This is a genomic window from Cupriavidus sp. IK-TO18, from assembly GCF_015549295.1.
In the GTDB taxonomy this organism is placed as follows: domain Bacteria; phylum Pseudomonadota; class Gammaproteobacteria; order Burkholderiales; family Burkholderiaceae; genus Cupriavidus; species Cupriavidus oxalaticus_A.
In genome coordinates, this window is the sequence record NZ_JADGMP010000016.1 from 63,476 (window position 1) to 86,717 (window position 23,242).

21 protein-coding genes and 1 pseudogene are annotated in these 23,242 nt (G+C 60.6%); 12 read left to right on the top strand and 10 right to left on the bottom strand.

Annotation, left to right across the window (positions count from 1 at the left end; translation table 11 throughout):
- The 7 genes from IPF36_RS14505 to IPF36_RS14535 all read right to left on the bottom strand — a co-directional run bounded on the left by IPF36_RS14505 (position 1) and on the right by IPF36_RS14535 (position 7,309).
- A complete protein-coding gene (locus IPF36_RS14505) occupies positions 1-1,932 on the bottom strand; it encodes an acyl-CoA synthetase (protein WP_195428402.1) in 1,932 nt (643 codons plus the stop codon).
- Positions 1,933-1,961: 29 nt separating this feature from the next.
- Positions 1,962-3,002 carry an alcohol dehydrogenase catalytic domain-containing protein gene (locus tag IPF36_RS14510; RefSeq protein ID WP_195428404.1) on the bottom strand — a complete coding sequence of 347 codons (1,041 nt, stop codon included), beginning with the start codon at positions 3,000-3,002 and terminating at the stop codon, positions 1,962-1,964.
- Positions 2,999-3,955 carry a fumarylacetoacetate hydrolase family protein gene (locus IPF36_RS14515; RefSeq protein WP_133096736.1) on the bottom strand — a complete coding sequence of 319 codons (957 nt, stop codon included), beginning with the start codon at positions 3,953-3,955 and terminating at the stop codon, positions 2,999-3,001. Before IPF36_RS14515 ends, IPF36_RS14510 begins: the two co-directional genes overlap by 4 nt.
- 46 nt (positions 3,956-4,001) lie before the next feature.
- The gene (locus tag IPF36_RS14520) at positions 4,002-5,144 is read right to left on the bottom strand and encodes a VOC family protein (RefSeq protein ID WP_133096737.1); all 1,143 of its coding nucleotides are present in this window, start codon (positions 5,142-5,144) and stop codon (positions 4,002-4,004) included.
- Between the two features lie 81 nt (positions 5,145-5,225).
- Positions 5,226-5,498: a hypothetical protein gene (locus tag IPF36_RS14525; RefSeq protein ID WP_195428406.1), complete on the bottom strand. Its 273-nt coding sequence runs from the start codon at positions 5,496-5,498 to the stop codon at positions 5,226-5,228.
- A gap of 34 nt (positions 5,499-5,532) precedes the next feature.
- Positions 5,533-6,348, bottom strand: coding sequence for a helix-turn-helix domain-containing protein (locus IPF36_RS14530; protein WP_218959587.1), 816 nt, complete (start codon positions 6,346-6,348; stop codon positions 5,533-5,535).
- A gap of 370 nt (positions 6,349-6,718) precedes the next feature.
- Positions 6,719-7,309, bottom strand: a complete 591-nt coding sequence (locus IPF36_RS14535; RefSeq protein WP_133096740.1) for a TetR/AcrR family transcriptional regulator — start codon at positions 7,307-7,309, stop codon at positions 6,719-6,721.
- A gap of 713 nt (positions 7,310-8,022) precedes the next feature.
- On the opposite strand from IPF36_RS14535, the gene IPF36_RS14540 reads away from it, so the two are divergent.
- The 5 genes from IPF36_RS14540 (at position 8,023) to purF (ending at position 11,863) form a co-directional block, all read left to right on the top strand.
- Positions 8,023-8,748, top strand: coding sequence for a cysteine hydrolase (locus tag IPF36_RS14540; RefSeq protein ID WP_133096741.1), 726 nt, complete (start codon positions 8,023-8,025; stop codon positions 8,746-8,748).
- Between the two features lie 87 nt (positions 8,749-8,835).
- The gene (locus IPF36_RS14545) at positions 8,836-9,066 is read left to right on the top strand and encodes a DUF2798 domain-containing protein (protein ID WP_133096742.1); all 231 of its coding nucleotides are present in this window, start codon (positions 8,836-8,838) and stop codon (positions 9,064-9,066) included.
- Positions 9,067-9,165: 99 nt separating this feature from the next.
- Positions 9,166-9,636, top strand: a complete 471-nt coding sequence (cynS, locus tag IPF36_RS14550; RefSeq protein WP_133096743.1) for a cyanase — start codon at positions 9,166-9,168, stop codon at positions 9,634-9,636.
- A 282-nt stretch (positions 9,637-9,918) separates the two neighbouring features.
- Positions 9,919-10,182 carry a hypothetical protein gene (locus IPF36_RS14555; RefSeq protein ID WP_135706564.1) on the top strand — a complete coding sequence of 88 codons (264 nt, stop codon included), beginning with the start codon at positions 9,919-9,921 and terminating at the stop codon, positions 10,180-10,182.
- A gap of 223 nt (positions 10,183-10,405) precedes the next feature.
- Complete coding sequence (gene purF, locus IPF36_RS14560; protein ID WP_135707092.1) at positions 10,406-11,863, top strand: amidophosphoribosyltransferase; 1,458 nt, start codon at positions 10,406-10,408, stop codon at positions 11,861-11,863.
- A gap of 126 nt (positions 11,864-11,989) precedes the next feature.
- Here purF and IPF36_RS14565 read toward each other — a convergent pair.
- Both IPF36_RS14565 and galU read right to left on the bottom strand, forming a co-directional pair.
- Positions 11,990-12,187 (bottom strand): annotated as a pseudogene (locus IPF36_RS14565) (hypothetical protein); the annotation flags it as partial.
- Positions 12,188-12,238: 51 nt separating this feature from the next.
- Complete coding sequence (gene galU, locus IPF36_RS14570; protein WP_195428408.1) at positions 12,239-13,180, bottom strand: UTP--glucose-1-phosphate uridylyltransferase GalU; 942 nt, start codon at positions 13,178-13,180, stop codon at positions 12,239-12,241.
- Positions 13,181-13,395: 215 nt separating this feature from the next.
- On the opposite strand from galU, the gene IPF36_RS14575 reads away from it, so the two are divergent.
- From IPF36_RS14575 to IPF36_RS14605, 7 genes are all read left to right on the top strand, one after another.
- Positions 13,396-13,533: a hypothetical protein gene (locus IPF36_RS14575; RefSeq protein WP_195428410.1), complete on the top strand. Its 138-nt coding sequence runs from the start codon at positions 13,396-13,398 to the stop codon at positions 13,531-13,533.
- Between the two features lie 58 nt (positions 13,534-13,591).
- On the top strand, positions 13,592-15,388 hold the full coding sequence (locus tag IPF36_RS14580; RefSeq protein WP_195428413.1) for a right-handed parallel beta-helix repeat-containing protein: 1,797 nt from the start codon (positions 13,592-13,594) through the stop codon (positions 15,386-15,388).
- A 743-nt stretch (positions 15,389-16,131) separates the two neighbouring features.
- Positions 16,132-17,127, top strand: a complete 996-nt coding sequence (locus tag IPF36_RS14585) for a GlxA family transcriptional regulator (RefSeq protein ID WP_133096747.1) — start codon at positions 16,132-16,134, stop codon at positions 17,125-17,127.
- A gap of 194 nt (positions 17,128-17,321) precedes the next feature.
- A complete protein-coding gene (locus IPF36_RS14590) occupies positions 17,322-18,701 on the top strand; it encodes an undecaprenyl-phosphate glucose phosphotransferase (RefSeq protein WP_133096748.1) in 1,380 nt (459 codons plus the stop codon).
- A gap of 39 nt (positions 18,702-18,740) precedes the next feature.
- Positions 18,741-19,928 (top strand): glycosyltransferase, encoded by a 1,188-nt coding sequence (locus IPF36_RS14595; protein ID WP_255519770.1) that lies wholly within the window; start codon positions 18,741-18,743, stop codon positions 19,926-19,928.
- Positions 19,929-19,942: 14 nt separating this feature from the next.
- A complete protein-coding gene (locus tag IPF36_RS14600; RefSeq protein WP_195428415.1) occupies positions 19,943-20,980 on the top strand; it encodes an NAD(P)-dependent oxidoreductase in 1,038 nt (345 codons plus the stop codon).
- A 220-nt stretch (positions 20,981-21,200) separates the two neighbouring features.
- Entirely contained in the window at positions 21,201-22,142 is a 942-nt protein-coding gene (locus IPF36_RS14605) for a glycosyltransferase (protein ID WP_195428417.1), read from the top strand.
- A 6-nt stretch (positions 22,143-22,148) separates the two neighbouring features.
- Here IPF36_RS14605 and IPF36_RS14610 read toward each other — a convergent pair whose 3' ends face one another.
- The gene (locus IPF36_RS14610) at positions 22,149-23,162 is read right to left on the bottom strand and encodes a hypothetical protein (RefSeq protein ID WP_195428420.1); all 1,014 of its coding nucleotides are present in this window, start codon (positions 23,160-23,162) and stop codon (positions 22,149-22,151) included.
- Positions 23,163-23,242 lie beyond the last annotated feature (80 nt).

A 23,242-nucleotide genomic window follows, 5' to 3' on the forward strand; every position in this document is an offset into this window, starting at 1 on the left:
TCACGCCGGATGAGTGAAGTCGAGCGGGTACGGAAACCGACCTGCCAGGAGATCCCGCACCCGTGCTGCGTCGGCAGCGGCGCATTGAACGAATGCGACGGTACCCCGCCTGATATCCGGCCCGACACGTACGCTGGCGGGTACACCGGCCTGCTCCAGTTGTTCGCGGAAGACTTCCTCGACGGCGCGCATGCGCAACTCCGCGCGTGCCACTTTGCCAATGGGAGTCAGCGGCAGCGTTTGCAGAACTTCGATGCGTGCAGGTACAGCGGCGCGCTCCGGTACTAGCGTGCGTGCCGCGGCCAGCAATTCGTCGGCCGTGAGAAGGTGCCCCGGCTTGAGCGTGACATAGGCAACAGGCAATTCACCGGCGTGCACATCCGGCTGGCTGACGGCTGCAACCATCGCCACGGCCGGATGCTGAAGGAGCGCTTCTTCGATCATTGCCGGATCGATATTGTGGCCGCCTCGAATGATCAGTTCCTTGGCACGGCCCGTCAGGTGCAGGTAGCCATCCTTGTCCAGATAACCGAGGTCGCCAGTGTTGAGCCAGCCAGGCTTTAGCCAGATGTCGCGGTTATCGTGCTCCCGCAAGTAGCCGGGGAACACATTGGGGCCATGAATACCGATAACACCCGTTTCGCCCGGAGCGGCCGGCTCAGTGGCAAGGCCCGCGCGACCAGTCTTCCAGACTCCAATGGCCTGGTGAGGCAGGCGCAACCCAACGCTGCCAAGGCGGCGCTCGCCCAGAGGCGGATTCAGGGCCGAAACGCAGGCGCCTTCAGTCATCCCGTAACCCTCGTACAACGGGATGCCGGCGGCCGCTTCAAATCGCCTTGCCACTTCGGCCAGCAGCGGCGCCGCACCGCAGAATGCGAAACGAAGCGAGGAAATATCGGCACCATCGCGAGGCAGGTCGGCGAGTGCGCTATAGATTGTTGGCACACCACTGAAGCTGTTCGCCTTGAATCGTTCGACCAGCTTCCAGAAATTCGGCATCACGCCGTGACCGCGATAGCCGGCCGCGGTCAGCATGACGACCTCCCAGCCACTATGGAAGGCGGCCAGGCCGGTGACCATCGCGCCGTTCACATGGAACAGCGGGAGACCGCACAGGATTGTGTTGGGAGACGGGCTGAGAACGCCCAGCATGACGGCGACGAACGCCTCATTGAGATGCGCGTGCGTGGCGACCTTCGGCAGGCCGGTGGTGCCACCGGTGTGGAAGTACGAACAGATGTCGCCCGGCAAAATGCGTCGCTTGGATACCAGCATGTCTGAAGGCTCCGCAGCCAACGCGTCTTCGAAGCTGACCACCTTCACTTCCACGCGAGCCGGCCGCGACGCAAACTGGAAGGCCGCTTCCAGGCGTTTGCGCTCCTCGTCGCCAACGTAAGGCCTGGCGCTGACGACAAATAGGGTCTGCACCGCAAGGCAGCGGTCAACCACCGCGACCGCCTTATCCCATAGCGTGCTGTCTTCCATCGGTGCGCAGGCGACCAGCGCCCGGGCCCCGGTTTCCTCGACGATGGCTACAATATGATCCACCTCGAGCATGGGGTTGATGGGGCTGGCAATACCCGCGGCCTGCGCGCCAAGCAAGGCGAAATGCGTCTGCGGCAGGTTCGGAAGCAGCAGGCTCACGGCAGTGCCCGGGGCAATGCCACTACGGTGGAAGGCATTGGCCGCCTGCGTCACGCGCGCCTTGAGTGTGGCGTAGTCGACAGCAAACTCTTGCGCATCCGGCTCGCCGTTCATCACGAAACGAAGCGCTGTCCGTTCTGCATAGCGATCGCAGGCCCGGCACAGGAGTTCGTATGTGTTTTGCGCGGGAACCTTGTCTTCCCACGGTGTGCGCTCAAAGGCGTCGATATCGGCCTGGGTCCGGATTTCGCCGGACAAGGTCCCGCCGCCCACTGTCGTATCGGGCATGCTTGTCTCCTTGATTGATGGCTGTTTTGTCAGGATTGCTGTGGCAGCAGGACGGCGCGCCCGGGCTCGCGCCGGGTGACGTGCTGGTATGCCTGCTCAACGTGCGAAAGCGGGAAGGTCTTTACGCAAATCGGGCGAAGGGACGTTGCGCATGTGGCAAGCGATTTCAATACAGCCTTGTTCGAGCGGAAGGTCGTCCACCCATACCGTGCGCCATGCGGAACCAGGGCGCGTTTGGCCCGTTTGCCAGCCAGCGAAGCAACGCCGCCCGCGACGAGGCCCAGCCTGTCGAAGTTGCCAAGCAACGGATGGACCGTTGTTGCATGGCCCACCGCGTCAGACGAGAGCAGGTGCAGCAGCTCTGCTTCGTCGTCCCAGTTGGCGAAGTTCAGCGTGGCGGCAAAGTGCCGCGGCAAACTGGCGAGCGATTGCGCATGGCGGTCAACCACTTCGGTGGCACCAGCATCCAAACAGGCCTGGAGCCCGTTCTTTGAGCCGACCGCAGTGACATTGGCTCCCAGCAGGCGGAGCAACCTGACAGCAATTTGTCCGAGGCCGCCAGTCGCCCCATACACAAGTACGGCCCGTCCGTTCACGGTATCACGCGAAATGCCAGCATCCGCGAATGCTCTGGCCACGGTTTGGAAGTTGTAGGGCAACGTGGCAAGGGCGTCAGCGGGAATCGACGAAGGGCTGTGCGCAACGTGGTCAGGCCGGACGATTACGTGCGTGGCATGAGTCCCTTCGCTTGACGGCGGCTTGGCCCCGAACACAGCGTCGCCTTCACGCAGGCCTGTCACGCCAGCCCCCACGGCACAAACAGTCCCGGCGAAATCATTGCCGAGAACGAGGGGCAGGCGCGTTGCTCCCAATAACGAGAAGATTCTCCTGCCATAGCCGCTGCGTCGGCGCACATCGATAGGATTCACCGCCGCTGCCTCGACCTTCACCACGATCTCGCCTTTGCGCGGTTTCCGGTAAGGCATTGGACGAACCTGGAGCGCGAAGTCCTCGCCAAATCCGTCGATCGCGGCCACCGCGGCAGTTGGTTCGCCGTATGGGATGTTCATGCCGACACCACGCGATTGCGCTGCTCACCCAGCTCGATTGCCCCATCGTCAGTGCGTATCGAAGCGGTCATGATGTCGCCCGGCTGCAGATAGGCGGGGTTCGAGCGGCCCTTCTTGATGAAAAGTTGCCACTTCGTACGCTCGGACAGTACGTGGCGGAACATCCACATCGCGAGCTTTCCCGGCGCTCGGGCTGCGCAGCCTGCTGGCGTGCCGGTAGCGATGAGGTCGCCTGGCTGCAGATCATGCAGGGCGGACAACTCGGTCAGCGTCTGGTGCGGTTTGAAGATCATGTCGCCGCAGTACGTGTCCTGTCGTGGCTGCCCGTTCACATGGAGCCGCATGCGCAGTTCAGGCCAGCGTGCCCACTCTTCTGCGTTCAGCAGTACCAGGAAGGGACCCACGGGGCCAAAGCTGCGATAGCTTTTTCCTTTGTAGAACTGAGCCTGTGGCAACTGGACGTCACGTGCGGAAACGTCATTGACAATCGTGACACCTGCCAGAAACTCGTGAAGCTGGTCCGGCCCGACACGCAGTGCGTCCGTCAGGGGTTTGCGGACAACCAGACCAAGCTCGATCTCGTAGTCGAGCAGGTGCACATGCCCCGGCCGCACCACGTCGGCATCAGCCGCGGCAAGACAGGATGGAGCCTTGGTGAACAGCGTGTTGAAGCCAATCTTGTCGGGGTCCATGCCAGATTCGCGTACATGACTGGCGTAGTTAATGCCCTGGCACAGGAACTGGCGGTCTGGCGTGACTGGCGGCAGCAGCGTGACGCCATCAAGCGCAAGTGTTGCCTCGCCCGCGGTGCTGCGCCAGGCGGCTTCCAGGCCATTGGTAACGAAGTCCGCAGTACTGGCGCCATCGCAGCGCAATGGGGCGATAAGGCGGTCGTGGACCACACCCCAGTGTGACTCGCCGGCGTGGATATATCGGACGACCTTGACAGCCATTTGTTCTCCTTGATGTGTTGGTTCTGCAGCGCCTGCAATAGAGCATTCACAGCCAGGGTCTGGCAGGGCTCATGGCGCGGCCAAGCAACTTCAGGCGCTCCAGGGACAGCCGACCGGTCCGTAGCAATCCAGCCACACGGAGCACCGTGTCGAAATTGCGCTTGACGCCCATGCTTGCCGGCACGTCATCGCCCCAGGCCCAGATGCCGGCCATGTCGAGGGGGACGTAGTGCGTTTCATGGTCCGCGGTGAAAACATCGCCGTCGGTGTAGTGCTCGAACTCCATGCCGTCCGGATCGAACCAGTAATCGAAGAGTTGGCTTCCGAGGACGTGCCGTCCGATGCCCCACATATGCCGGTGGCCGTTCGCACGCAGCACGTTGTGGCCCTGTCCGAGCGCATCAAGGTCGAGCACCTCGTACGCACTGTGCTCATACTTTTCCTCAATGCCTCCCGCGAGCACGAAGGAGTGATGGTCCGCGGGCGTGCTTCCCAGATCCAGGCGGAAGAAGCAGAGGTTCGGAGACCCGTCCTCGAGATACTGAACATCGGTCGGGATCAGGCCGAGATGCCGCATGTACCAGCGGGCCATGCCAGCAAAGTCAACGGTCTGCAGAACGACGTGGCCGAGCTTCACCACGGCCGCAGGCTCCAGCGGCGGCCGCACCATAGCGTTCACCCTGCGGAGCTGGCCTGGATCATTGGTGAGAACGTGTGTCGGCGTGCGCAATGGGAGCCGATCGAGCGGCGCCTGCCCAGTGACAAGCCACAGCAGGTTGCCGGCCGGGTCGGTCAGTTCGACGCCGGTTCCGCCTCCGGGAACGGCGTCCGGCGGCAGTCGGCGGGCATTCGCCTCGGCTTCGAGGCGAACCAGGTCCGCCTCGCTGCGAACGGCAAACGCGGCGCCGACATAACGTGAGCGCTGACCCTTCCGTATCGACAGCAGGCATGGTTGCGGCCCCGCGCCGCGCATCAGCAACTGCTTGTCCGTGCGCGACACGCTACACATGCCGAAATCCGTCAGGAAGGTCTCTGCAGCACGCAAGTCATGTTTTTCAAAGATGAGAAAAGCAAGCGCCTGGGCTTTCACCAGGGCTTCTGGCCGCTGGAGTTTCTGGACCGAGGAAGGCAGTGCACTTTCTGGAAATGCTGGCGGCGTGCGCAGCACGCTGCGAGGCTGGCGGGTCATGTCGTCTCCTTGAAGTGGCCGGGCACGCTCTGCAGCGACGCCCGATCTTTTTATGACATTATGGTCATCCTGACCGATAAGTCAATATGAAAATACAGATCCAGATGTCGCAGCCGGTACCGTTTCACCGGTTGCGCGGGAGCCGGCGCCGAAAATCAGAGAATCCAGCACCTGGGGCGTCACGGGCACCCGGTCGCTACGGTCAATGCGCTCGGCGGTGTCCCGTTCTGAATTCACGCTGATCAGTACGATCTTGTGTACTGAGCCAGCCGGAAGATTTCCGAAACTCGCGTCGAGCGAGCCGCGCGCAGCAGTACGGTCCAGCAGGCCACGCACGCCGAGGTTGTCCACCAAGCCTCCGTCCACAAGATGCAGGTATGGCCTGTTCTCAGCATCGAGACAGCTTTGGGCATTGGCATGCAGCAATCCTTGCCTGCAGATTGCGGTCGCTGCGTACCGTATCCGCGAGTTGGGCCGCCCGGGGACAGGCACCGGCATAGTTGCGCAGCGTTACCGGACTGAGCGGAATCGGAACCGATGACGACGCGGCGACCGCGAATGACAGGGGCACGCTGCTCAGGTCTGAGCAGATCAGGGCAAACTGCTCGGGGGTGAACTCGAACGCCGCTCCGGTGGTAAGGTCGGTCGCGGTTACCAGCAGATGCAGCCCGCGGCTTCGGCCGCGCAGGTCGCCGAAGGTCTTGCCCCGGCAAAGCGCGTCAAGCTTTTCCTGCAGGACATTGGTGCGGCCGAACCATGGCGAGGTCATCCTGTACAGCGTGCCGGGCGAATATCCGACAAAGGTTCTCGTCAGGTGGGCCGCATCAGCGAATCCGGTATCGCTTGCAAGGTGGGTCAGCGTGGTCCGGTCTGAAAGCCGTGAAAATGCGAACCGGTAGCGCTGCCATAGCTGATATGTCCGCAGCGGAATGCCAATTTCATCGACGAACAAATGCGAGAGCCGGCTTTCCGACAAGCAAAGTCTGTCCGCCACTTGTGGCAATGGCACGCGATTCGGAAAATCAGCGTCAATGGCGGCCAATAGTTCGTTGCTACGGTTACGCAGTCCACGGGACAGTTCGACGGCAAGACCTGCGCTCTGGCAGAGAGCCACGAGCGCCTCAACCTCGGGCTCGTCCGGCACTTCTGCGTCGAAGCAGTGCCGCAGGGAATCCAGCACCTCATGCAAAGCAATCGTTCGCAACTCCCGTAGCCCGTTTGCCTGTCGCCGACGTTTTCCGACTCCGCATTCATTTTGCGAGACTTTCTTGACGGCAATCGCTCACATCGACAGGCGCGGGCATGCGAGGCGCAGGCATGCCGAGCGTGTCCTTCTTGTCCTGACAGGATCCTGCCAGCAACTCTAGCCGAGCTGCGCAATTGATCGGTGACGCTGCTGCTCGGCGGCGCGGCCGCAGCCAGCACGCTGGTGGCTTCCGGCGTGCCCGGACCTGCTGCGGCAGCAGCGTCGGCAGAAAGGGCGAATACCGCAAAGGCTAGCGGCAAGGCCTCGGGCAGCTACAGACATGGTGAGAATTATATGTGACCAGTCGGCTATTTAAAAAAGAAAAAAATTAGTACAGCAATCGCTTTAACGTGACTTGCTGGAACCGGCGGCAGGCGTCGCCATTGCACTCAACCTTGCTGCGCAGGACCGCCCCTTCCCAGGCCTCGATGATGACGGACGCGAGCTGCGCGGAATCACTGTCCGCCGGCAGTTCCTGGCGCGTCCTGGCCTCGTCAAGACAAGGCGTGATCATGCCTTCCCAGCGCGCCAGAATGCGCTCCAGGGCCTTTCGGACTCCATCGCTGGTATTAGACAATTCGAGGGAAAGGTTGCCTACAAGGCATCCGATCCTAAAATTTTGTGCTGCGTGGTCGGCCACCAGCAATTCGAATAATTTTTCGATCCTAGCCAACGGCGGGATGCGCGCGTCATACATCACTTTGCCGTGGCGTTGTTCAATGGACTCCCAATAGGCTTCGAGCACTTCAGCGGCAAAGGCTTCCTTGCTGTCGAAATAGCTGTAGAAGGAGCCCTTGGGGACATCGGCGGCAGCGACGATGTCCTGCACGCCGGACCCGTTGAAACCGGCGCTGTGAATCACACGACCACCGTCGATAAGCAGCCGGCTACGGATCTCGGGGTTAGCGGGTCTTGGCATGTTCGCGATGGTTGGTGAGCAGTGGAGGGAACAATAGACGACTGGTTGGCTATTTGTCAAGCGTACGATGACGATCGTCTATGCTTGTCCATCTGCGAAGCACACGGCGGTCGACTGTGGGCGAGCGCGAACGTGCCCGGCACGATCTATCAATTCACGGTGTCAGCCCATCCATACGCTTCATCGTGATTGCACAGCGCGACGACATCGGTTGTCCCCGACTTGCGCGTGCCAGTTCAGTGAGACCGCGCGATGAAGATTTGACAATAGCCAACCAGTCGTCTATTATTTATTCACTGCTCACGATTCACCGAGGCGTGCCAAGACCCGCCAACTCAAGCCGTTGGCCAGAATTGAAAAGTTGTTCGAGTTGCTGCTGGCGGACCGCAGGGCAAGAGTTCGGGTGCCTCGCGGTGGCGACTTTTCGCTCGAATTGTCCAATGTCAGCGGCGAAGCGTTGCGCTCGATCTTGCTGCGCAGGACCGCCCCAGATTCCCGGCGCGCCAGAGTGCGCTCCAGAGCCGTTCGGATGGCGAGGTTTGCCGACGATTTTGCAAAGTGACGCTCAAGCGGTTGTTGTACTGAAATTTTTTTATGGTTTTAAATAGACGACTGGTCGCGTATAAAATAACGACAGGCTCAACGCGGATCTGTTGACATTCATCCTTAGTTGAAACGACGCCCACGGGGCTCACCATTAAGAGGTACTTTGCATGTCCAATTTCCCCACCCAGTATGCAGATCCCGTTGATCCGGCTCTGCCGAAGTCCACCATTACGCTGGACCTGCCACGCACCGCGCTCGTCGTGATTGACCCGCAGATCGACTTCATGAGCCCCGCAGGCCGCAGCTGGGGCGTGGTCGGAGAAAGCGTGACGGAGCAGAACCTCGTGCCCAACCTGGTCCGTCTGTTCGAGGCCGCAAAACAGGCCGGTATCACGGTCGCCATCTCTCCCCACTATTACTTTCCCCATGATCACACATGGAAAGTGCAGGGCCCCGCCGAAATGTTCCAGCATGCCATCGGCATGTTCGATCGTCCGGGCGCGCTGAACCTGGACGGATTCCGTGAGTCGGGCGCGGACTTCATGCCGGAGCTCAAGCCGTATATTGAGGATGGCAAGACCATCATCTGCTCCACGCACAAGCTGTACGGCCCGCAGGCCAACGACCTTGTCCTGCAGTTGCGCAAGCAGCGCGTCGATCAGGTGATCCTTGCGGGCATGGCCGCCAATCTGTGCGTCGAATCCCATCTGCGCGATCTGCTGGAGCAAGGTTTCGAAGTTGCTGTCGTGCGCGACGCTGTAGCAGGGCCGAAGCTACCCGAAGGGGACGGGTATCACGCGGCACTGGTCAACTTCCGCTTTATCGCAAACGCGCTGTGGGATACCAACGAAACCGTGCAGCGGTTGGCAGGAAAGGCTGGAGCCGCCGCGTAGCGCCTGTCATGCGCCAGGGGCGACAGCCCCTGGCGCGGCAATGGCAGGGTGCATGAACGGTTCAAAGAATGCATAGGGGCGACTCACATGCCTAAGATTCCTTCGCGCTACAGCTATTTCGCATATGGCGTTATCCAAGCCGGACTGACCTGCTCCATCGCTGCTGCCATCGCAAGCATTCCATTTGCAGACGAAGGCCAGTTCTTTCAGCACTGGCTAAGGTCCTGGAGCGTTTCCTGGCTGACCATGCTGCCCGTTGTCGTGTCGGCCACGCCCATCATTCGCCGCCTGGTCGATCGCATGACAAACCACCCTTAGGTCATAGCAAATTCAAAGCACCCGCAAACCCACGCAGGCGGGAGTCGATCGGCGCGCCTGAATGCCTCACCCCACGTTCCATCCTCTCAAGGAGTCAGCATGACCCAATCCCAATTCAGCCAATCCTCCCGTCAAGCCCTGAGCGATGACATCATCGACGCCAAGATCCGCAAGGGGCTCACATTCGAGCAGATCAACGAAGGCACCGGACTGAGCCTGGCATTTGTCACGGCCGCCCTGCTCGGCCAGCATCCGCTACCCTCCCCCGCGGCAAAGATCGTCGCCGACAAGCTGGACCTGGGCGAAGATGCCGTGCGCCAGTTGCAGACCATTCCTGTGCGCGGCAGCATTCCTGGCGGCGTGCCGACTGACCCGACCATCTACCGCTTCTACGAGATCGTGCAGATCTACGGCTCGACGCTCAAGGCCCTGGTTCACGAGCAGTTCGGCGACGGCATCATCAGCGCCATCAACTTCAAGCTCGACATCAAGAAGGTGGACGACCCCGAGGGCGGCCACCGCGCGGTGATCACCCTCGATGGCAAGTACCTGCCGACCAAGCCGTTCTAATGTCTTAATGTGACGCGACCCCTTGTCGGATGACGCGCGCAGCCTGGCGGCGGCAGCCGCAGACGAAACCACCGGACAGCGAGTGACCAGTGCTTCCAGCTGTTGATTTGCAGCGAATCTGGACCCAGGATTTGCATCGAAAACTGACCGTAAACCGTCATTGCGCGTGCACTTCGGCATCTATGGCAATGCAGCCAGCGCTACTCGAGGCATGCGCTCAAGACGCCTATGGATCAAGCCGTCCAGTTGCCTCGGATTTCTTACTATCACGAGTTTCCCGACATGGCTATCAAGCTGCTGCATCCCCTGGCCGGCCCACGCCACGGCAACAAGGTGGTACAGCGACTGACTTGCGCTGGCGACGACGACCGATGCGTTTTTGTGCTTGAGTGTCGCTACTTCACGTCAGTGATGACACCTAGAGGCCTGCGCGTCTATCCAGGCGCAAAAAATTGGCGCCTGTCCAGCGGAGAACTTGTCGAGTTGATCGACAGAGATCTGTTTCTCGTCCCTCACACCGGGGAAATGCTCACGAAAGTTGGATGATTCGAAAACGGTCGGATGACTCGCCAGGCCGCGGTCAAGCACAACATGTAAGCTCGCTTGACGTCTTCTTCATAGGCTCCATTCTCACTGAAGAGTGGGAGCCTCCGGAAAAACCGGCACGGTTCACATTGAGCAGTGTGCGGTGGAATCACAGCGCCGCTAGCGTTCGGGGCGGGTGCTAGGAATAGTTTGTTCGACCAAGCCGCAAGAGCGCGGAGGCATGATGTGCGGAATTGTAGGAATCGTCGGGGCAGGACCAGTCAATCAGTTGTTGTATGACACACTCCTGTTACTACAACATCGTGGGCAAGATGCCGCTGGCATTGCGACTTCGCGGGGAAGTCAGTTTTATTTGCACAAAGCGAAGGGACTTGTACGCGATGTGTTTCGTACCCGCGACATGCGCTCACTCTACGGGCACAGCGGAATAGGCCATACACGATATCCAACGGCAGGTTCAGCTGCGAGCGACGAAGAGTCCCAGCCGTTTTATGTAAACGCCCCTTTCGGCATTACGCTATCGCACAACGGCAACCTAACCAATACGACGCAGTTGCGCGCCGAACTTCAGTCGCTCAATCACCGACACGTCAATACCCGGTCTGACTCAGAGGTCCTGTTGAACGTCCTCGCGAGCGAGTTACAGGATGTGACCTGTGGCACAGGTATTGATAGCGACGCCGTATTCCGCGCAGTCTCCGGCGTCCATCGTCGCGTGCGTGGAGCGTACGCCGTAGTTGCGAGTATCGCCGATCAGGGGTTGCTCGCATTTCGCGACCCTAACGGTATCCGTCCCCTGTGCATTGGTTACCGTGAATTCGGGCCGACGAGGGAATGGATGGTCGCTTCAGAATCCGCAGCCCTGGAAGCGAGCGGGTTCACCTTGATGCGCGACGTAGCGCCTGGCGAAGGTATATTCATTGACCACGCAGGGAAATTGTCTTACAAGCAATGTGCATCAAGTGCGCGCAATCTTCCATGTGTATTCGAATATGTCTATTTCGCTCGGCCGGACTCGGTGATTGAGGGAGTGTCAGTGTATGCCGCACGGATGCGGATGGGCGAATACCTTGCCAGATCGGTCGCGTCGAATTTCCGCTCGGCCGACATTGATGTGGTAATGCCAGTTCCCGATTCGTCCCGTCCCGCAGCCATGCAGCTTGCAGCCAGCCTAAACCTTCCTTATCGCGAGGGGCTGGTAAAGAGCAGTTACATAGGTCGCACTTTTATCATGCCTGGCCAACAAATGCGCCAAAAATCCGTACGCCAAAAGCTTAACGCCATGGGCGTAGAGTTCAAGGGGAAGAACGTTCTCATCGTTGATGATTCAATCGTTCGTGGGACTACCAGCCGTGAAATCGTCAACATGGCACGCGCTGCGGGCGCCAATCGAGTCTACCTTGCCTCTGCGGCAGCCCCAATCCGTCACCCAAACGTTTACGGAATCGATATGCCCTTGCGAAAGGAACTGATTGCAAGCGGCCGCGATATCGACCAGGTTAGCACCATCCTCGGCGTGGATGGTTTGGTGTATCAGGACATCATGGACATGCAAAGATCGGTAACCGATCTTAATCCGGCCCTCAGAGGGCTCGAGACGTCATGTTTTGATGGCCGATACGTAACGGGCGACGTTACGCCCCAATACCTGGAGAAGCTAGGTGAGCTGCGGCGATGCTAGCTCTCTCTCCAGCGCCGGATGCTGGTCCAGCGCCACCATCGCAGTCATCAGCTTTGTCAGCGAGGCAACTGGCGCGAGGGGCTTGTCCTGTAGTTCCCCAAGCAGTGCTTCAAACTCTGCAAGTCAGGTTTCCGCCGGGCGCGTATTGTCACGAACGAGCGCTTTGATCGCAACCAGTTGTTGTCGGTATTCAACTGCAGAGCGACCCTGTTTCGTTGTGGTCTTGTTGTAAGCGTGCCGAACCAGATCGGAAACGCGACGTCCGATTTGATAGAGCAGCGAATCGGTCAACTCGAGCAGCGTCACGCGTAGGAAAAACACCATGCCGCTTGACGTGCGGCGGACCGCGACACGTGTCGCACTTGAACACCATCCCTAAGCAACCATGGGGAGGCGCTCGCTGTCCTCCGGCGCCGCGCTTTCCGCGCGCGACGGCATGCCACCAAACGCCGCGTACTCGGCGCGCAGGTATTGCTCGAACGGCGCGCCGACCTCGGCGTGGCGCAGCGCTAACTCGACCGTGGCCATCAGGTAGCCGAGCTTGCTGCCGCAGTCGAAGCGGCGCCCGTGGTAGCGGTAGGCGAGCGCCTGCTCGTCGGTCAGCAGCGCCTGGATCGCGTCGGTGAGCTGCAGCTCGCCGCCAACGCCCGGCTTGAGCGCATGCAGGTAGTCGAAGATGCGCGGCATCAGCACATAGCGCCCCACCACGCCGAGGTTGGACGGCGCCGCTTCCGGCGCCGGCTTCTCGACGATACCGGACATCTTGAAAACCCTGCTGTCCCAGGGCTTGCCGTCGACCACGCCATAAGAGTGCGAGTTCTCCGGCGCGATCTCCTCCACGCCGATCACCGAGCTGTGGTAGTGGTCGAACACCTGGATCATCTGCTTGAGCACCGGCGTGGGCGCGTCAAGCAGGTCGTCGGCCAGGATCACGGCGAATGGTTCGTCGCCCACCAGCTTGCTCGCGCAGCGCACCGCATGGCCGAGCCCGAGGGGCTCGGACTGCCGCACGTAGAAGCAGTCGACATGGCTGGGCTTGATGCTGCGGACCAGATCGAGCAGTTGCTGCTTGCCGCGCGCCGCCAGTTCGGCCTCGACCTCGTAGGACTTGTCGAAGTGATCCTCGATCGCGCGCTTGCTGCGGCCGGTCACGAAGATCAGTTCGGTGATGCCGGCGGCAACCGCCTCCTCCACCGCATACTGGATCAAAGGCTTGTCCACCACCGGCAGCATTTCCTTCGGGCTGGCCTTGGTGGCCGGCAGGAAACGCGTGCCGAGACCCGCTACCGGAAATACTGCTTTCTTGACCTTGAGCATGGCCTACCCCGACGTATGTTGGTTATTGGTGAATGCAGCGTATTCCCTGGGCCGGTTTCCGGCCTGCCAACAGTTCGCCATATTCCGACATGGCTGTGCATTGCCGTGCGCGGCCACGGTGAAGCCCACCGTCGGCATGGCGCTGGTTTTTGGCGGATTGTGCCGGCATCGGGCGGTTAAGCTTGCGGTACCGGCACCGGGCGGCTCCGGTGCAAATGACGGTCGCGAGCGAAAAACGGCTTCCCACGCGCTACGACCGCGATGCGTTCTGCCAGGTCTTGGCCACCGGCATCGACGACACGGGCGTGGTGCTGTTCAGGGCGATGCCGCGGCACACCCTGTCGGACCCATGAACCGTGAATCGCCGCAGCGGCGAAGCGCAGGGGCGAGCATCGCCCGCGGAGCAAGGACATGAGCAGGCTGAGACGGAATCTGCTGGCCGGACTGGCCACCACCGCAGGCGCCGCGCTGGCGAACCCATTCTCCCCCCCGGTCCTGGCGGCAAGCGTGCCGGATGGCCGCAAGCCCGAATCTCCGAGCGTGCTCGATTTCATGTCCCCCGCGATGCGGCAGGACGCCCTGTCCGGCGCCCCAATGCTCGATCACACCCGCGCCATCCAGGCCGCGCTCGACAGCGGCGCCGCGGAGCTGGCCGTTCCCGGGGGGTGCACCTTCAACCTGACCGGGCCGCTGACCGTAGGCAGGAAAACCCGCATCTGCGGCGCGGGCGAACTGCGATTTTCGGCCGGCATTGCCACCATGGCCGCCATTACCGTCAAGGCGGATGGCTGCGAATTCGACGGCATCGTGCTCACCAATCCAAACCGGCTCCAGGCGCCGGCAGGTGGCCGCAATACCGGCATTCTGTTCCGCGCCGACCTGGGCACGGTCACGCGCTCGACCATCCGCGGTTTCCAGAATGGCATCACGGTCGAGTCGGAGGGCGAATACCACGACTTCATCATCGCCAACAACCGCATTCTCGATTGCATTGGCGCGGGGGGCGGCCCGGGCGATTCCACCTCCGGAACCGGCGAGGACCGGGGCGACGGCATCACGATCTGGGGCTGTGCGGCGACCATCACCGGCAACCTTGTCACGGCCATGGCGGGCCAGGATTGCCGGATCGGCATTCATGTGGAAGGGCTGGCTCACTATCACAACGGCGCGTCGCCGAGGCAGGACAATCTCTGCACCATTGTCGGCAACATCGTGCTGGGGCCCTTCCGGCGCAGTATCGTGACGGAGAACCTGAACAACGCATCCATCGCCGGCAACACCTGCGAAGGCGCCACATGGTGGGGCATCGCGGTGGCACGCTCGCTTGCCTGCTCCATCACCGCCAACACCGTGAAACTGGATCGCGCCAGCACCGACAAGAGCGGCGCCAGCTGGAGCCCCATCCATGCGGGCATCGCAGTGTACGGTGGCGCCGTGCAGTGCGTGATTTCCGGCAATACCGTGGACCTGACCCAGGGGCATGCCGCAGCGGCAATTTTGCTGCAGGGGCTGCAGACCGACACGGTGGTGGTGGGCAAGCAGGCGTGCATCGCCGATGGCACCAGGCGCGTACGGCTCGCCGCGCCGAATCCCACGATTCAGGTCGGCCAGCTCTTGACCGGAGGCGGGGTGCCGGCGCAAACCTATGTCGCGAACATCGATGGCACCACGCTGCTGGCAAGCAAGCCCATCGCGGCGGGTTCGCCAATGTTGACGGTCACATGGCACGACCGCGGCCAGGGCATTGCCGTCACCGACAACAGCATCCTGTGCAATGCGGCGATTGAGACGATCGGCATCTGGGCGCAATACCAGGACCACCCGACCATCAGCGGGAACAACATCCGCTATATGGGCAAGGTCGGCATCAGCTGCCATGACGTGGCCGACCCGGTCATCAACGGCAACACCGTGCTTGGCCTGAATGGCACCAAGAGCGGCATCGACCTGGCCTGGAGCAGGACCGCCGCCGTCGTCGTGAACAATGTCGTAGCCGGATTCGACGCACCGGGCGCATACGGCATCAATGTGGTCAACCGGACTGGCGGGGTCGTCTCGGGCAACTTCGTGCGCGACTGCGCCACGAACATCCACCTGTACGGCTGCACCGGCATGTCGGTGACGGGAAACAGTTCGGTCAGTTGCGCCAGCCACTACGCGGCCGGCAACGGCTCGGGCATGATGCTGGCCAATAACGCCAGCCTCTGACGCCCGCGGCTGGCCGTGCCGCTGCGGCGAGGCGTCCTGTTCAGCTCCCTTCCGATCCGAGCGCTTGACGAACTACGGCGTGAAGCGTTGGACCCAGCGCATGATCGTCGTATGCGCAGGTACCAAGATGAGTTCGCGGTCGCAGTGCCGCCCGTTGAACGACCAGTCGATATCTCTGAGCGTACTCATTGCAGGCTCGCGCTCGTCAAAAATCCGAGCTTACCCACCGGCCCCTACGATTTGCACCAGAGCCTCCCCTGCTACCCGGGCTGCAGTTGCTCGACACCAGCGACGCACCTGCGCAGCGCGAAACAAATTGAAGGGGAATTATTCTCATAAAAATATGCGTGTCCTGTTTCATTCCTGAAACAGCGGCAAAAAAATGACTTCTATTGGTGAACAAATCTTTGAATAAATATTCGGCATGCACCGAATCGGTTAGTTATGTGGATTTCCAAACATTCATTTTGGTGCGTGGCATGCTGCGTTGCAGCGCAGCCTCTATAGTGCCCAATAAGGAGTTCTTCCCAATGCTTGCACCAAGGTGATCACCAATTCTCTTAAGGCATATTTTCTTTGGTTACAGGCACTTGTATCGCATTTTTAGAATTTTTTGCATTCCTTCCGCCAAGATCTCGTCAGTATCAGACAGGGCGCACTCCGACGATTGCAGAGTGGCTACGCTGCAATGCAGCACGACAAAGTCCGCTGCGGAAGCGATCAGTAATAATGGGGTAATCAAAATGACGGACGCGCAATTAGCACCAGCCTCCATAAACTGGTTCTCCACCTCCACCGATCGTTTCAAATGCAGCGCCAGGCGCGTCGGTATTCTGTTATTCGACGGTTTTTCCCTATTGGGCGCCGGCCTGGTGGCCGAGCTCTTCCACACGGCCAACAAGGTCTCGTCTCCCGCCAGCGGCAAGAAGCTGGCCTACGATGTCTGCTTCATCTCCGTCGATGGCGGCAGCATCGCCTGCTCGGCCTCGGTGCGGGTCTGGACCGACGGCCTCGATGCGCGCCAGCAGCCAGGCTTCGATCTCCTGTTTATCGCCGGCGGCGATGGCGCGCGCACCGCGGCCGCCGACGAGCGGCTGCTGCGCTGGCTGCGCGCGGTCCATCCGAAGACCGCCGCGGTCAAGCCGATCGCAGAGGGGCGCGCCGTGCTGATCGCGGCCGGCATCCTCAAGCCGATGGAGCCGCCGCACGGCGCCACCGTCCATCCGCTGCGAGCCGCCGAGGCCGCCGAGGCCGCCAGCGACCAGTACGAGCCGATGAAAGGCGCGTTGACGGTGATCAAGCGCGATCTCGGCCTGGACGTGGCGCGCGCCGTGGCCGCGCGGGTCATGCCGACCTGGAGTGCCAAGCTGATGCCGCCGCTGGCGGATGTGGGCATGACCAGTGCGGCTGACAAGATTCTCGCCGCCGCGCGCTGGCTGCAGAACCACTGCGAGCAGTCGATCTCCATCGCCGATGCGGCCCAGGTCGCCGCCATGAGCGAGCGCAATTTCCTGCGCCGCTTCAAGGTGGAAATGGGCGTGACGCCGTCCGACTACCTACTGCAGGCGCGGCTCGACTCCGCCTGTGGCCTGCTGGCCGAAACCGACCTGCCGGTCGACAAGGTGGCGCGCCGCTGCGGCATGGGCAACGGCGATCGCCTTGCCAAGATCTTCCGCAAACGCATGTCGATCTCTCCCACCGTGTTCCGCCAGCGCAGCAAGAGCCAGGCCGACGGCTGACGGCCGACGGCTGACGGCTGACGGCATGGGCGGCACGCGGCGCGCCAGCGCCGCTGCCTCGCGCACGGGGCAAGCCGGGGACGGCATTGAAGACGACCTCGTGCGCGTGGACCGATACCTACGGGGCTGCGCCTGAGCGGTGGGATGGCAGGGGTCGGTGGCGGTACGGCTTTGGGAAAGACGGGAGAGGCGAAATGCTCAAGCTCGAGGGGTTGCTGGCGCGCGTGCTCGACGTCGCGCTGGTCTTTGCCGGGGCCGCGCTGGCCTCGCAGATACGCTTCGACGAAGCGACGCAGGGCGGCTTCTACGAAGTGGTCATCGCGCTGGCGGCCGCGTTCACGCTGGCGCTGTTTCCCGCCTTCGGCATCTATGCGTCCTGGCGCGACCGCTCCATGCTCGGGCTGGCCGGGCAAGTCGCGCTGGCCTGGCTGCTGGTGCAGTTGTGCGGCGTGATGGTGATGTTCTCGCTGCACCGCGCCGACCTGATCTCGCGCCTGTGGTTTACTTACTGGACCGCCACTACCGGCGGCCTGCTGATCCTGTCGCGGCTCGCCACCCACCTCGTGCTCGGCCATGTGCGCAGCGCGGGCATGAACCTGCACCATGTGGCGGTAGTCGGCAGCGGCGCGCATTGCGACGCCGTGATCCGGCGTGTCGCCTCGTCGCGGGCCTCGGGCTTCCGCGTGGCGGCCGCCTTCAATGTGGCGCCCGGCGTTGGCGGCCTCAACGCAAAGGTGCCCACTTTCGAGGACCGCGCCGCCTTTCACCGATATCTGCGCACCCAGCAGATCCACGAGCTGTGGCTGGCGCTGCCGCTGTCGCAGGAACCCGCCATCCTCGATTTCGTGCGGGAATACCGCGATGAGCTGATCAATATCCGCTTCATGCCCGACCTGCGCAGCGTGGCGCTGTTCGACGCCGGCATGATCGACCTGATCGGCATGCACGCGATCAACCTGGTGGCCTCACCGATCTCGCCGAATGCGCTGATGCAGAAGGACATCTTCGACCGCCTGTTCGCCGCGGCGGTGCTGCTCGGCCTGGCGCCGCTGCTGCTGGCCATAGCCGTGGCGGTCAAGCTGTCGTCGCGCGGGCCGGTGCTGTTCAAGCAGAAGCGCAAGGGCGCCGACGGCCGGGTCTTCACCATCTACAAGTTCCGTTCCATGCGCGCGCACACCGAGCCGACCGGCGTGCTCACGCAGGCCACCCGCAACGACCCGCGCATCACGCGGGTGGGCGCCTTCCTGCGGCGCACCAGCCTGGACGAGCTGCCGCAGTTCTTCAATGTGCTGCGCGGCGACATGTCGGTGGTGGGGCCGCGCCCGCACGCCATCGAGCACGACGACCAGTACCAGAAGATCGTGGCCGGCTATATCCACCGCTACCGCATCAAGCCCGGCATTACCGGCTGGGCGCAGGTGAACGGCTACCGCGGCGAGACCGACCGCATTGAAAAAATGGAAGGCCGCATTGCCTACGACCTCTACTACCTCAGTAACTGGTCCTTTGCGCTGGACCTGCGCATCATCGCCGCGACCATCTTCAAAGGGTTGAGGCAAAGCAACGCGTACTGAAACCGAAGCTTGCGTTTCTCGAACGGGAAGGTTCACGCCATGCTTACAAAACTCGATACCCAATGCGCCGAGGCCGCCACGGCGCAATCGCCGGTCACGTTCTGCGCAGCTGCTCTTGATCAGTCCTTCCCCATGAAGATCACGCACTTGATTGAGTCAACAGCGACAGGAACGCTGGCGATGGTTTGTCTCGCCGCCAACCACTTTGCGGCCCGCGGGCACAAGATAAGCGTTGTTTATTCCCAGCGGCCTGAAACTCCATCCAACCTCGCCGGCCTGTTTCATCGCGATGTGGCACTCCATGCGTTACCGATGGGCCCCAAAGACCTGCCTGTCAGCCTGATTGAAGTTCGCCGCAAGCTGAAGGAACTCAACCCGGATGTGCTTCACATGCATTCTTCGTTTGCTGGATTCGTCGGTCGCATGGCCACACTAGGTTGGCGGTCTGACCTGAGAGCGCTGTATAGCCCGCATTGCATCTCCTTCATGAGAACCGACATCTCGCGCACCCGGAGGCGAATCTTCACCTTGCTCGAAGCCGTTGCGGCACGGGGTCGGGCTAGCTATGTGGCTTGCTCCCGCAGTGAGGCACAGGCCATCGAACGCTCACTGGGACGACCCGCCATCCTGCTCGAGAACGCCGTCGACGTGGACTTCTTCGCCCCGTCCCAGTGGGAGGCTTCAACCAGCGCTATGAGGTCCGGCGCACGATTCACAGTTGTGACTGCCGGCGGCATCCGGCGGCAGAAGGGCTTCGAACTGTTCGCCGAGATCGCGCGGCGGCTGTCAGGCCAGGGATTCGACTTTCTGTGGATCGGTGACGGTGACACAGCCAACAAGGCCGTGCTCATCGATGCCGGCGTTCGCGTGTCAGGATGGCGTACTCGCCAGGACGTACGTGACATCCTCCACGCCGCGCACACTTATCTCTCTACCGCCGCCTGGGAGGGGATGCCCATATCTGTGATCGAAGCCATGGCTGCCGGCCTCCCCGTCCTGGCCAGTCGCTGTGCCGGCAACGTAGATGTCATTGACGATGGCATCAATGGCCTTCTGTTTTCGGTGGCTGACGAGGCCGTGAGCTGTCTTGAGCGCTTACGCGGAGATTCTTCCCTGCACACCGATCTTGCGAGCGGGGGGCAGCAGGCGGCCCGGCAGCGCTTTGCGCAGGGCAGGTTTCTGGATGAGCTTGAGCAGATATATATCGGACCTTCCAAGCCCCACTAGTGTGGGAGTTCACTATGGACGAAATCTCGAATGGCAATTGCGCTGTCATCTTCGGCGGCAACGGCTTTATCGGTGCATTCCTGGCAGAAAGTCTCGGACGGAGCGGCCGATATCGCAAAATCTATCTGTTCGATCACGAGGCTATTGAGACCAAGCATAACCGCTTCCGACTCGATATGGTCCGGTCCACCCCAGGCGCGACCGAGGTGCTGGGTGACGTGCGTCAGCCGATCAAGTGGATGCCGCAAGAGAAAGTTGATTTTGTCGCCAATCTCGCCGCAGTACATCGCGAACCGGGTCATCTGATCCACGAGTACTACGAGACGAATATCCTTGGCGCAGAGCACGTCTGCGAATGGGCGAGTCGCGCAAATGCGAGGAGCATTGCCTTCACTAGCTCGATCGCGCCATACGGGCTAAGCGATGAGAAGCGCGACGAGAACTCATTGCCGGTTCCCACCTCGGCCTACGGCGGCTCCAAGCTGGTAGCCGAGAAGATCCATCTCGCTTGGCTCAATGAAGATCGAGCACGGCGGGTACTGACGATCGCGCGTCCTGGCGTCGTATTTGGCCCAGGAGAAGGCGGCAATGTGTCCCGACTGATTCAAGCCGTTATGCGCCGATACTTCTTCTACATGGGCAACAAGAATACGCGCAAGGCCGGAGTCTATGTCAAGGAACTGGTCGATGCGCTTCTCTGGGTGCACCAGCAGCAGATCGAGAAGCAGGATCCTTATGTCTTGTTCAACATGTCCATGGAGCCGGCACCGTCTATTCGCGACTACGTCGACGCAGTTTGCGATACGGCCGGCATCAAGCGCCACGTTCCGGAGGTTCCCTTCTCACTTCTGCTGTTCGCATCCCATAGTATCAGTCTGGTTGCTCGTCTGGTCGGGATGAGACAACTGTTCAGCCCGGTACGGGTACGCAAACTGGTGCAGCCCAACTATATCGTTCCCAGCTATCTCCTGTCGTCGGACTACTCCTTCAAATACAACCTGACCAGCGCATTCCGCGATTGGCAGGCCCTGTGTCCGGACGACTGGAAATGACTACTGCCGACACCAAAATGCAAATTGACATTGCATTGCTTCAACCGGCAGCCGCTTGTGGTGATCGGCGGCTTGAACGTCAGGGAGGATTCAGAGCAGGTGCTATTGCTCAGATCTTCCCTCATGAACACCGCCACTCTCGACCTGATTCCCTTCACCACTGCTGCTCCTCAGGCGCGGAGCGGCAATTGCACATTGGCTGTACTCCTTCCTCTCGACCATGAAGAAATCAGTTTTCATCTTGCACCCGGGAAAGGCCCACTATCCCGAGGTTCCCGCCTATTCCAGCCACCTTGCAGACTGGGGCTTCCACGTCGGTTCAGGCACCCTGGATGACCTGGCGCACCTTCCGGACCGACTGAACACAATCCTCTGGGCCCTCATGGGCTTCTACCACCAGGCCATACCAGCAGCCTGTGCTATCCATGACTATCGCTCCCTTTCGGTCGGCAGACTCGCCCAGCTCAAGGATCTTGCCAAGCGCTACCTCAACACCAAACCGGACCTGCGCATATTCCAGAACGATCGGCAACGAGAGTTAATGCGCTTCAATGACGGAATTCCTTCAATCCTCCTGCCGATGGGAGTTCCGAACTGGATTTTCGGGGCCGAATTCTCGGCACCGCAGGCCGGGGACCTCGTGGCGGATTTTTGCTATGTAGGGGACATGAGCCGGGAGCGTCATTTCGACATGGTGCTTAAGGCGTTCGAACGACGCTTCGCCAAGAGTGGGCGCAAGCTGCTGTTAATAGGCCAGCCGGAGCCACAGCTCCATGCGCAGTTCCGCTCCGTACCTGGCATCCACTTTGCCGGCAGACTTCCTCAGCCGGATGCCCTGAAGCTCGTCGCCAGGTCACGCGCGGCGATCTGCTACTTCCCGTATCACCGTCCACACTGCTACCAGACACCAACCAAACTATTGGAGTATGCAGCACTCGGAAAACCGGTCATCTGCAACGACGCCCCCGCCAATCTTGAATGCTGCAAACAACTGAGCATAGAAAGCATTGTCACCGGCGCGGATATCTTCGGCTCGCTTACCGGCGAGCAGATAGATCACGCCAAACCAAATGACCGGGAGCGCTTCAAGGAACTGACGTGGCAGACGGTCATCAATCAATCAGGCGTCGGTGCCTTTCTTCATCCACACGCTATATACTGATCCTCATTAGCTTCCATCTCGGGATGCCAGGCAGCAAAACAAGATCAACGGAGAAATCGCTGATAGATGGCGAAGGAAGGAACCGTAGTCCGGCTCGAAGATTGCCTGCACACAAAGAAAACTAATAACGAATGACAACATTTGCCTGTGTTCGACCGAGCAATTTGGTGGCATCTTGAGAATTCGACGCCAGGACGCGGAAAGCATGTGGAAAGTCAACAAAAGTCCCACGCCACCAACAACTTGCGACGCACTACCCGACAACAGCAGCGGAACCGGCACGATGAACGTAGCCAGAATAATGACAACGTTCACAATATCAAAAATAAACCCGCGGAACGGAAGTGGCGACTCAATTAACGACGCCACTTCAGTCGCCGATCTCCACTCGTTTCCCACTTCCCGCCCTAACGGCAGCCCGCCGCCGAGATATTTCTGAAATACCACGGAAAGCACCGCATACCAAAGCAGGATCAGCAATATCAATCTGAGCGGTCGCAACGCTTTCACCCCCAGCACGTACAGTGACAACCACCCAGCAATAATAATTGCCCAATACCCCCTAAAATAAAGCGCAAAGGAAACGGCCAACACCAAAAACATCAGAACGCGCGCCATCTTACCCTTGCAGCACAGCGCAATTCCAACAATAGCCAGCACTACAATTTCTTTGGATGGCAACCCCGCATACACGACCGCAGTAACCATCCAGAACACCAGCACCAGCCACTCCACAACCTTCAGTTCGCGAACCCCAGCTGCTCGAATGGAAAGAATGAAAGCAGATAACGAGACCAAACAGCCAAGAACAGAGAGCGAAAAGGTATCCAAGCCAGCCGTTCTGTAGAGCCAGGCAAAATTATCAAAGGAATCACCAAACACGACTGGCGACTGGTGTTGCGCCATGCGTTCAAGCAGCACATCCTTATCAAGCATGAAGCGCGCAGGCAATAGTGATTCATGCCAGATCGCGGCACCGAGAAGCAATCCGGAAATCAGAAGCCACAGACTCAGGGACATGCCCGCACTTAATCTTCTGCGACTGCCAATTTTAAATTTCGCTACTCGCATCGAATGTTCACCATAGGCAACGCCATCGA

Coding starts and splice junctions, on each gene's coding strand:
- IPF36_RS14505 (WP_195428402.1), bottom strand. CDS start 1,932: ATGCCCGATACGACAGTGGGCGGCGGGACCTTGTCCGGCGAAATCCGG.
- IPF36_RS14510 (WP_195428404.1), bottom strand. CDS start 3,002: ATGAACATCCCATACGGCGAACCAACTGCCGCGGTGGCCGCGATCGAC.
- IPF36_RS14515 (WP_133096736.1), bottom strand. CDS start 3,955: ATGGCTGTCAAGGTCGTCCGATATATCCACGCCGGCGAGTCACACTGG.
- IPF36_RS14520 (WP_133096737.1), bottom strand. CDS start 5,144: ATGACCCGCCAGCCTCGCAGCGTGCTGCGCACGCCGCCAGCATTTCCA.
- IPF36_RS14535 (WP_133096740.1), bottom strand. CDS start 7,309: ATGCCAAGACCCGCTAACCCCGAGATCCGTAGCCGGCTGCTTATCGAC.
- IPF36_RS14540 (WP_133096741.1), top strand. CDS start 8,023: ATGTCCAATTTCCCCACCCAGTATGCAGATCCCGTTGATCCGGCTCTG.
- IPF36_RS14545 (WP_133096742.1), top strand. CDS start 8,836: ATGCCTAAGATTCCTTCGCGCTACAGCTATTTCGCATATGGCGTTATC.
- cynS (WP_133096743.1), top strand. CDS start 9,166: ATGACCCAATCCCAATTCAGCCAATCCTCCCGTCAAGCCCTGAGCGAT.
- IPF36_RS14555 (WP_135706564.1), top strand. CDS start 9,919: ATGGCTATCAAGCTGCTGCATCCCCTGGCCGGCCCACGCCACGGCAAC.
- purF (WP_135707092.1), top strand. CDS start 10,406: ATGTGCGGAATTGTAGGAATCGTCGGGGCAGGACCAGTCAATCAGTTG.
- galU (WP_195428408.1), bottom strand. CDS start 13,180: ATGCTCAAGGTCAAGAAAGCAGTATTTCCGGTAGCGGGTCTCGGCACG.
- IPF36_RS14575 (WP_195428410.1), top strand. CDS start 13,396: ATGACGGTCGCGAGCGAAAAACGGCTTCCCACGCGCTACGACCGCGAT.
- IPF36_RS14580 (WP_195428413.1), top strand. CDS start 13,592: ATGAGCAGGCTGAGACGGAATCTGCTGGCCGGACTGGCCACCACCGCA.
- IPF36_RS14585 (WP_133096747.1), top strand. CDS start 16,132: ATGACGGACGCGCAATTAGCACCAGCCTCCATAAACTGGTTCTCCACC.
- IPF36_RS14590 (WP_133096748.1), top strand. CDS start 17,322: ATGCTCAAGCTCGAGGGGTTGCTGGCGCGCGTGCTCGACGTCGCGCTG.
- IPF36_RS14595 (WP_255519770.1), top strand. CDS start 18,741: ATGCTTACAAAACTCGATACCCAATGCGCCGAGGCCGCCACGGCGCAA.
- IPF36_RS14600 (WP_195428415.1), top strand. CDS start 19,943: ATGGACGAAATCTCGAATGGCAATTGCGCTGTCATCTTCGGCGGCAAC.
- IPF36_RS14605 (WP_195428417.1), top strand. CDS start 21,201: ATGAAGAAATCAGTTTTCATCTTGCACCCGGGAAAGGCCCACTATCCC.
- IPF36_RS14610 (WP_195428420.1), bottom strand. CDS start 23,162: ATGTCCCTGAGTCTGTGGCTTCTGATTTCCGGATTGCTTCTCGGTGCC.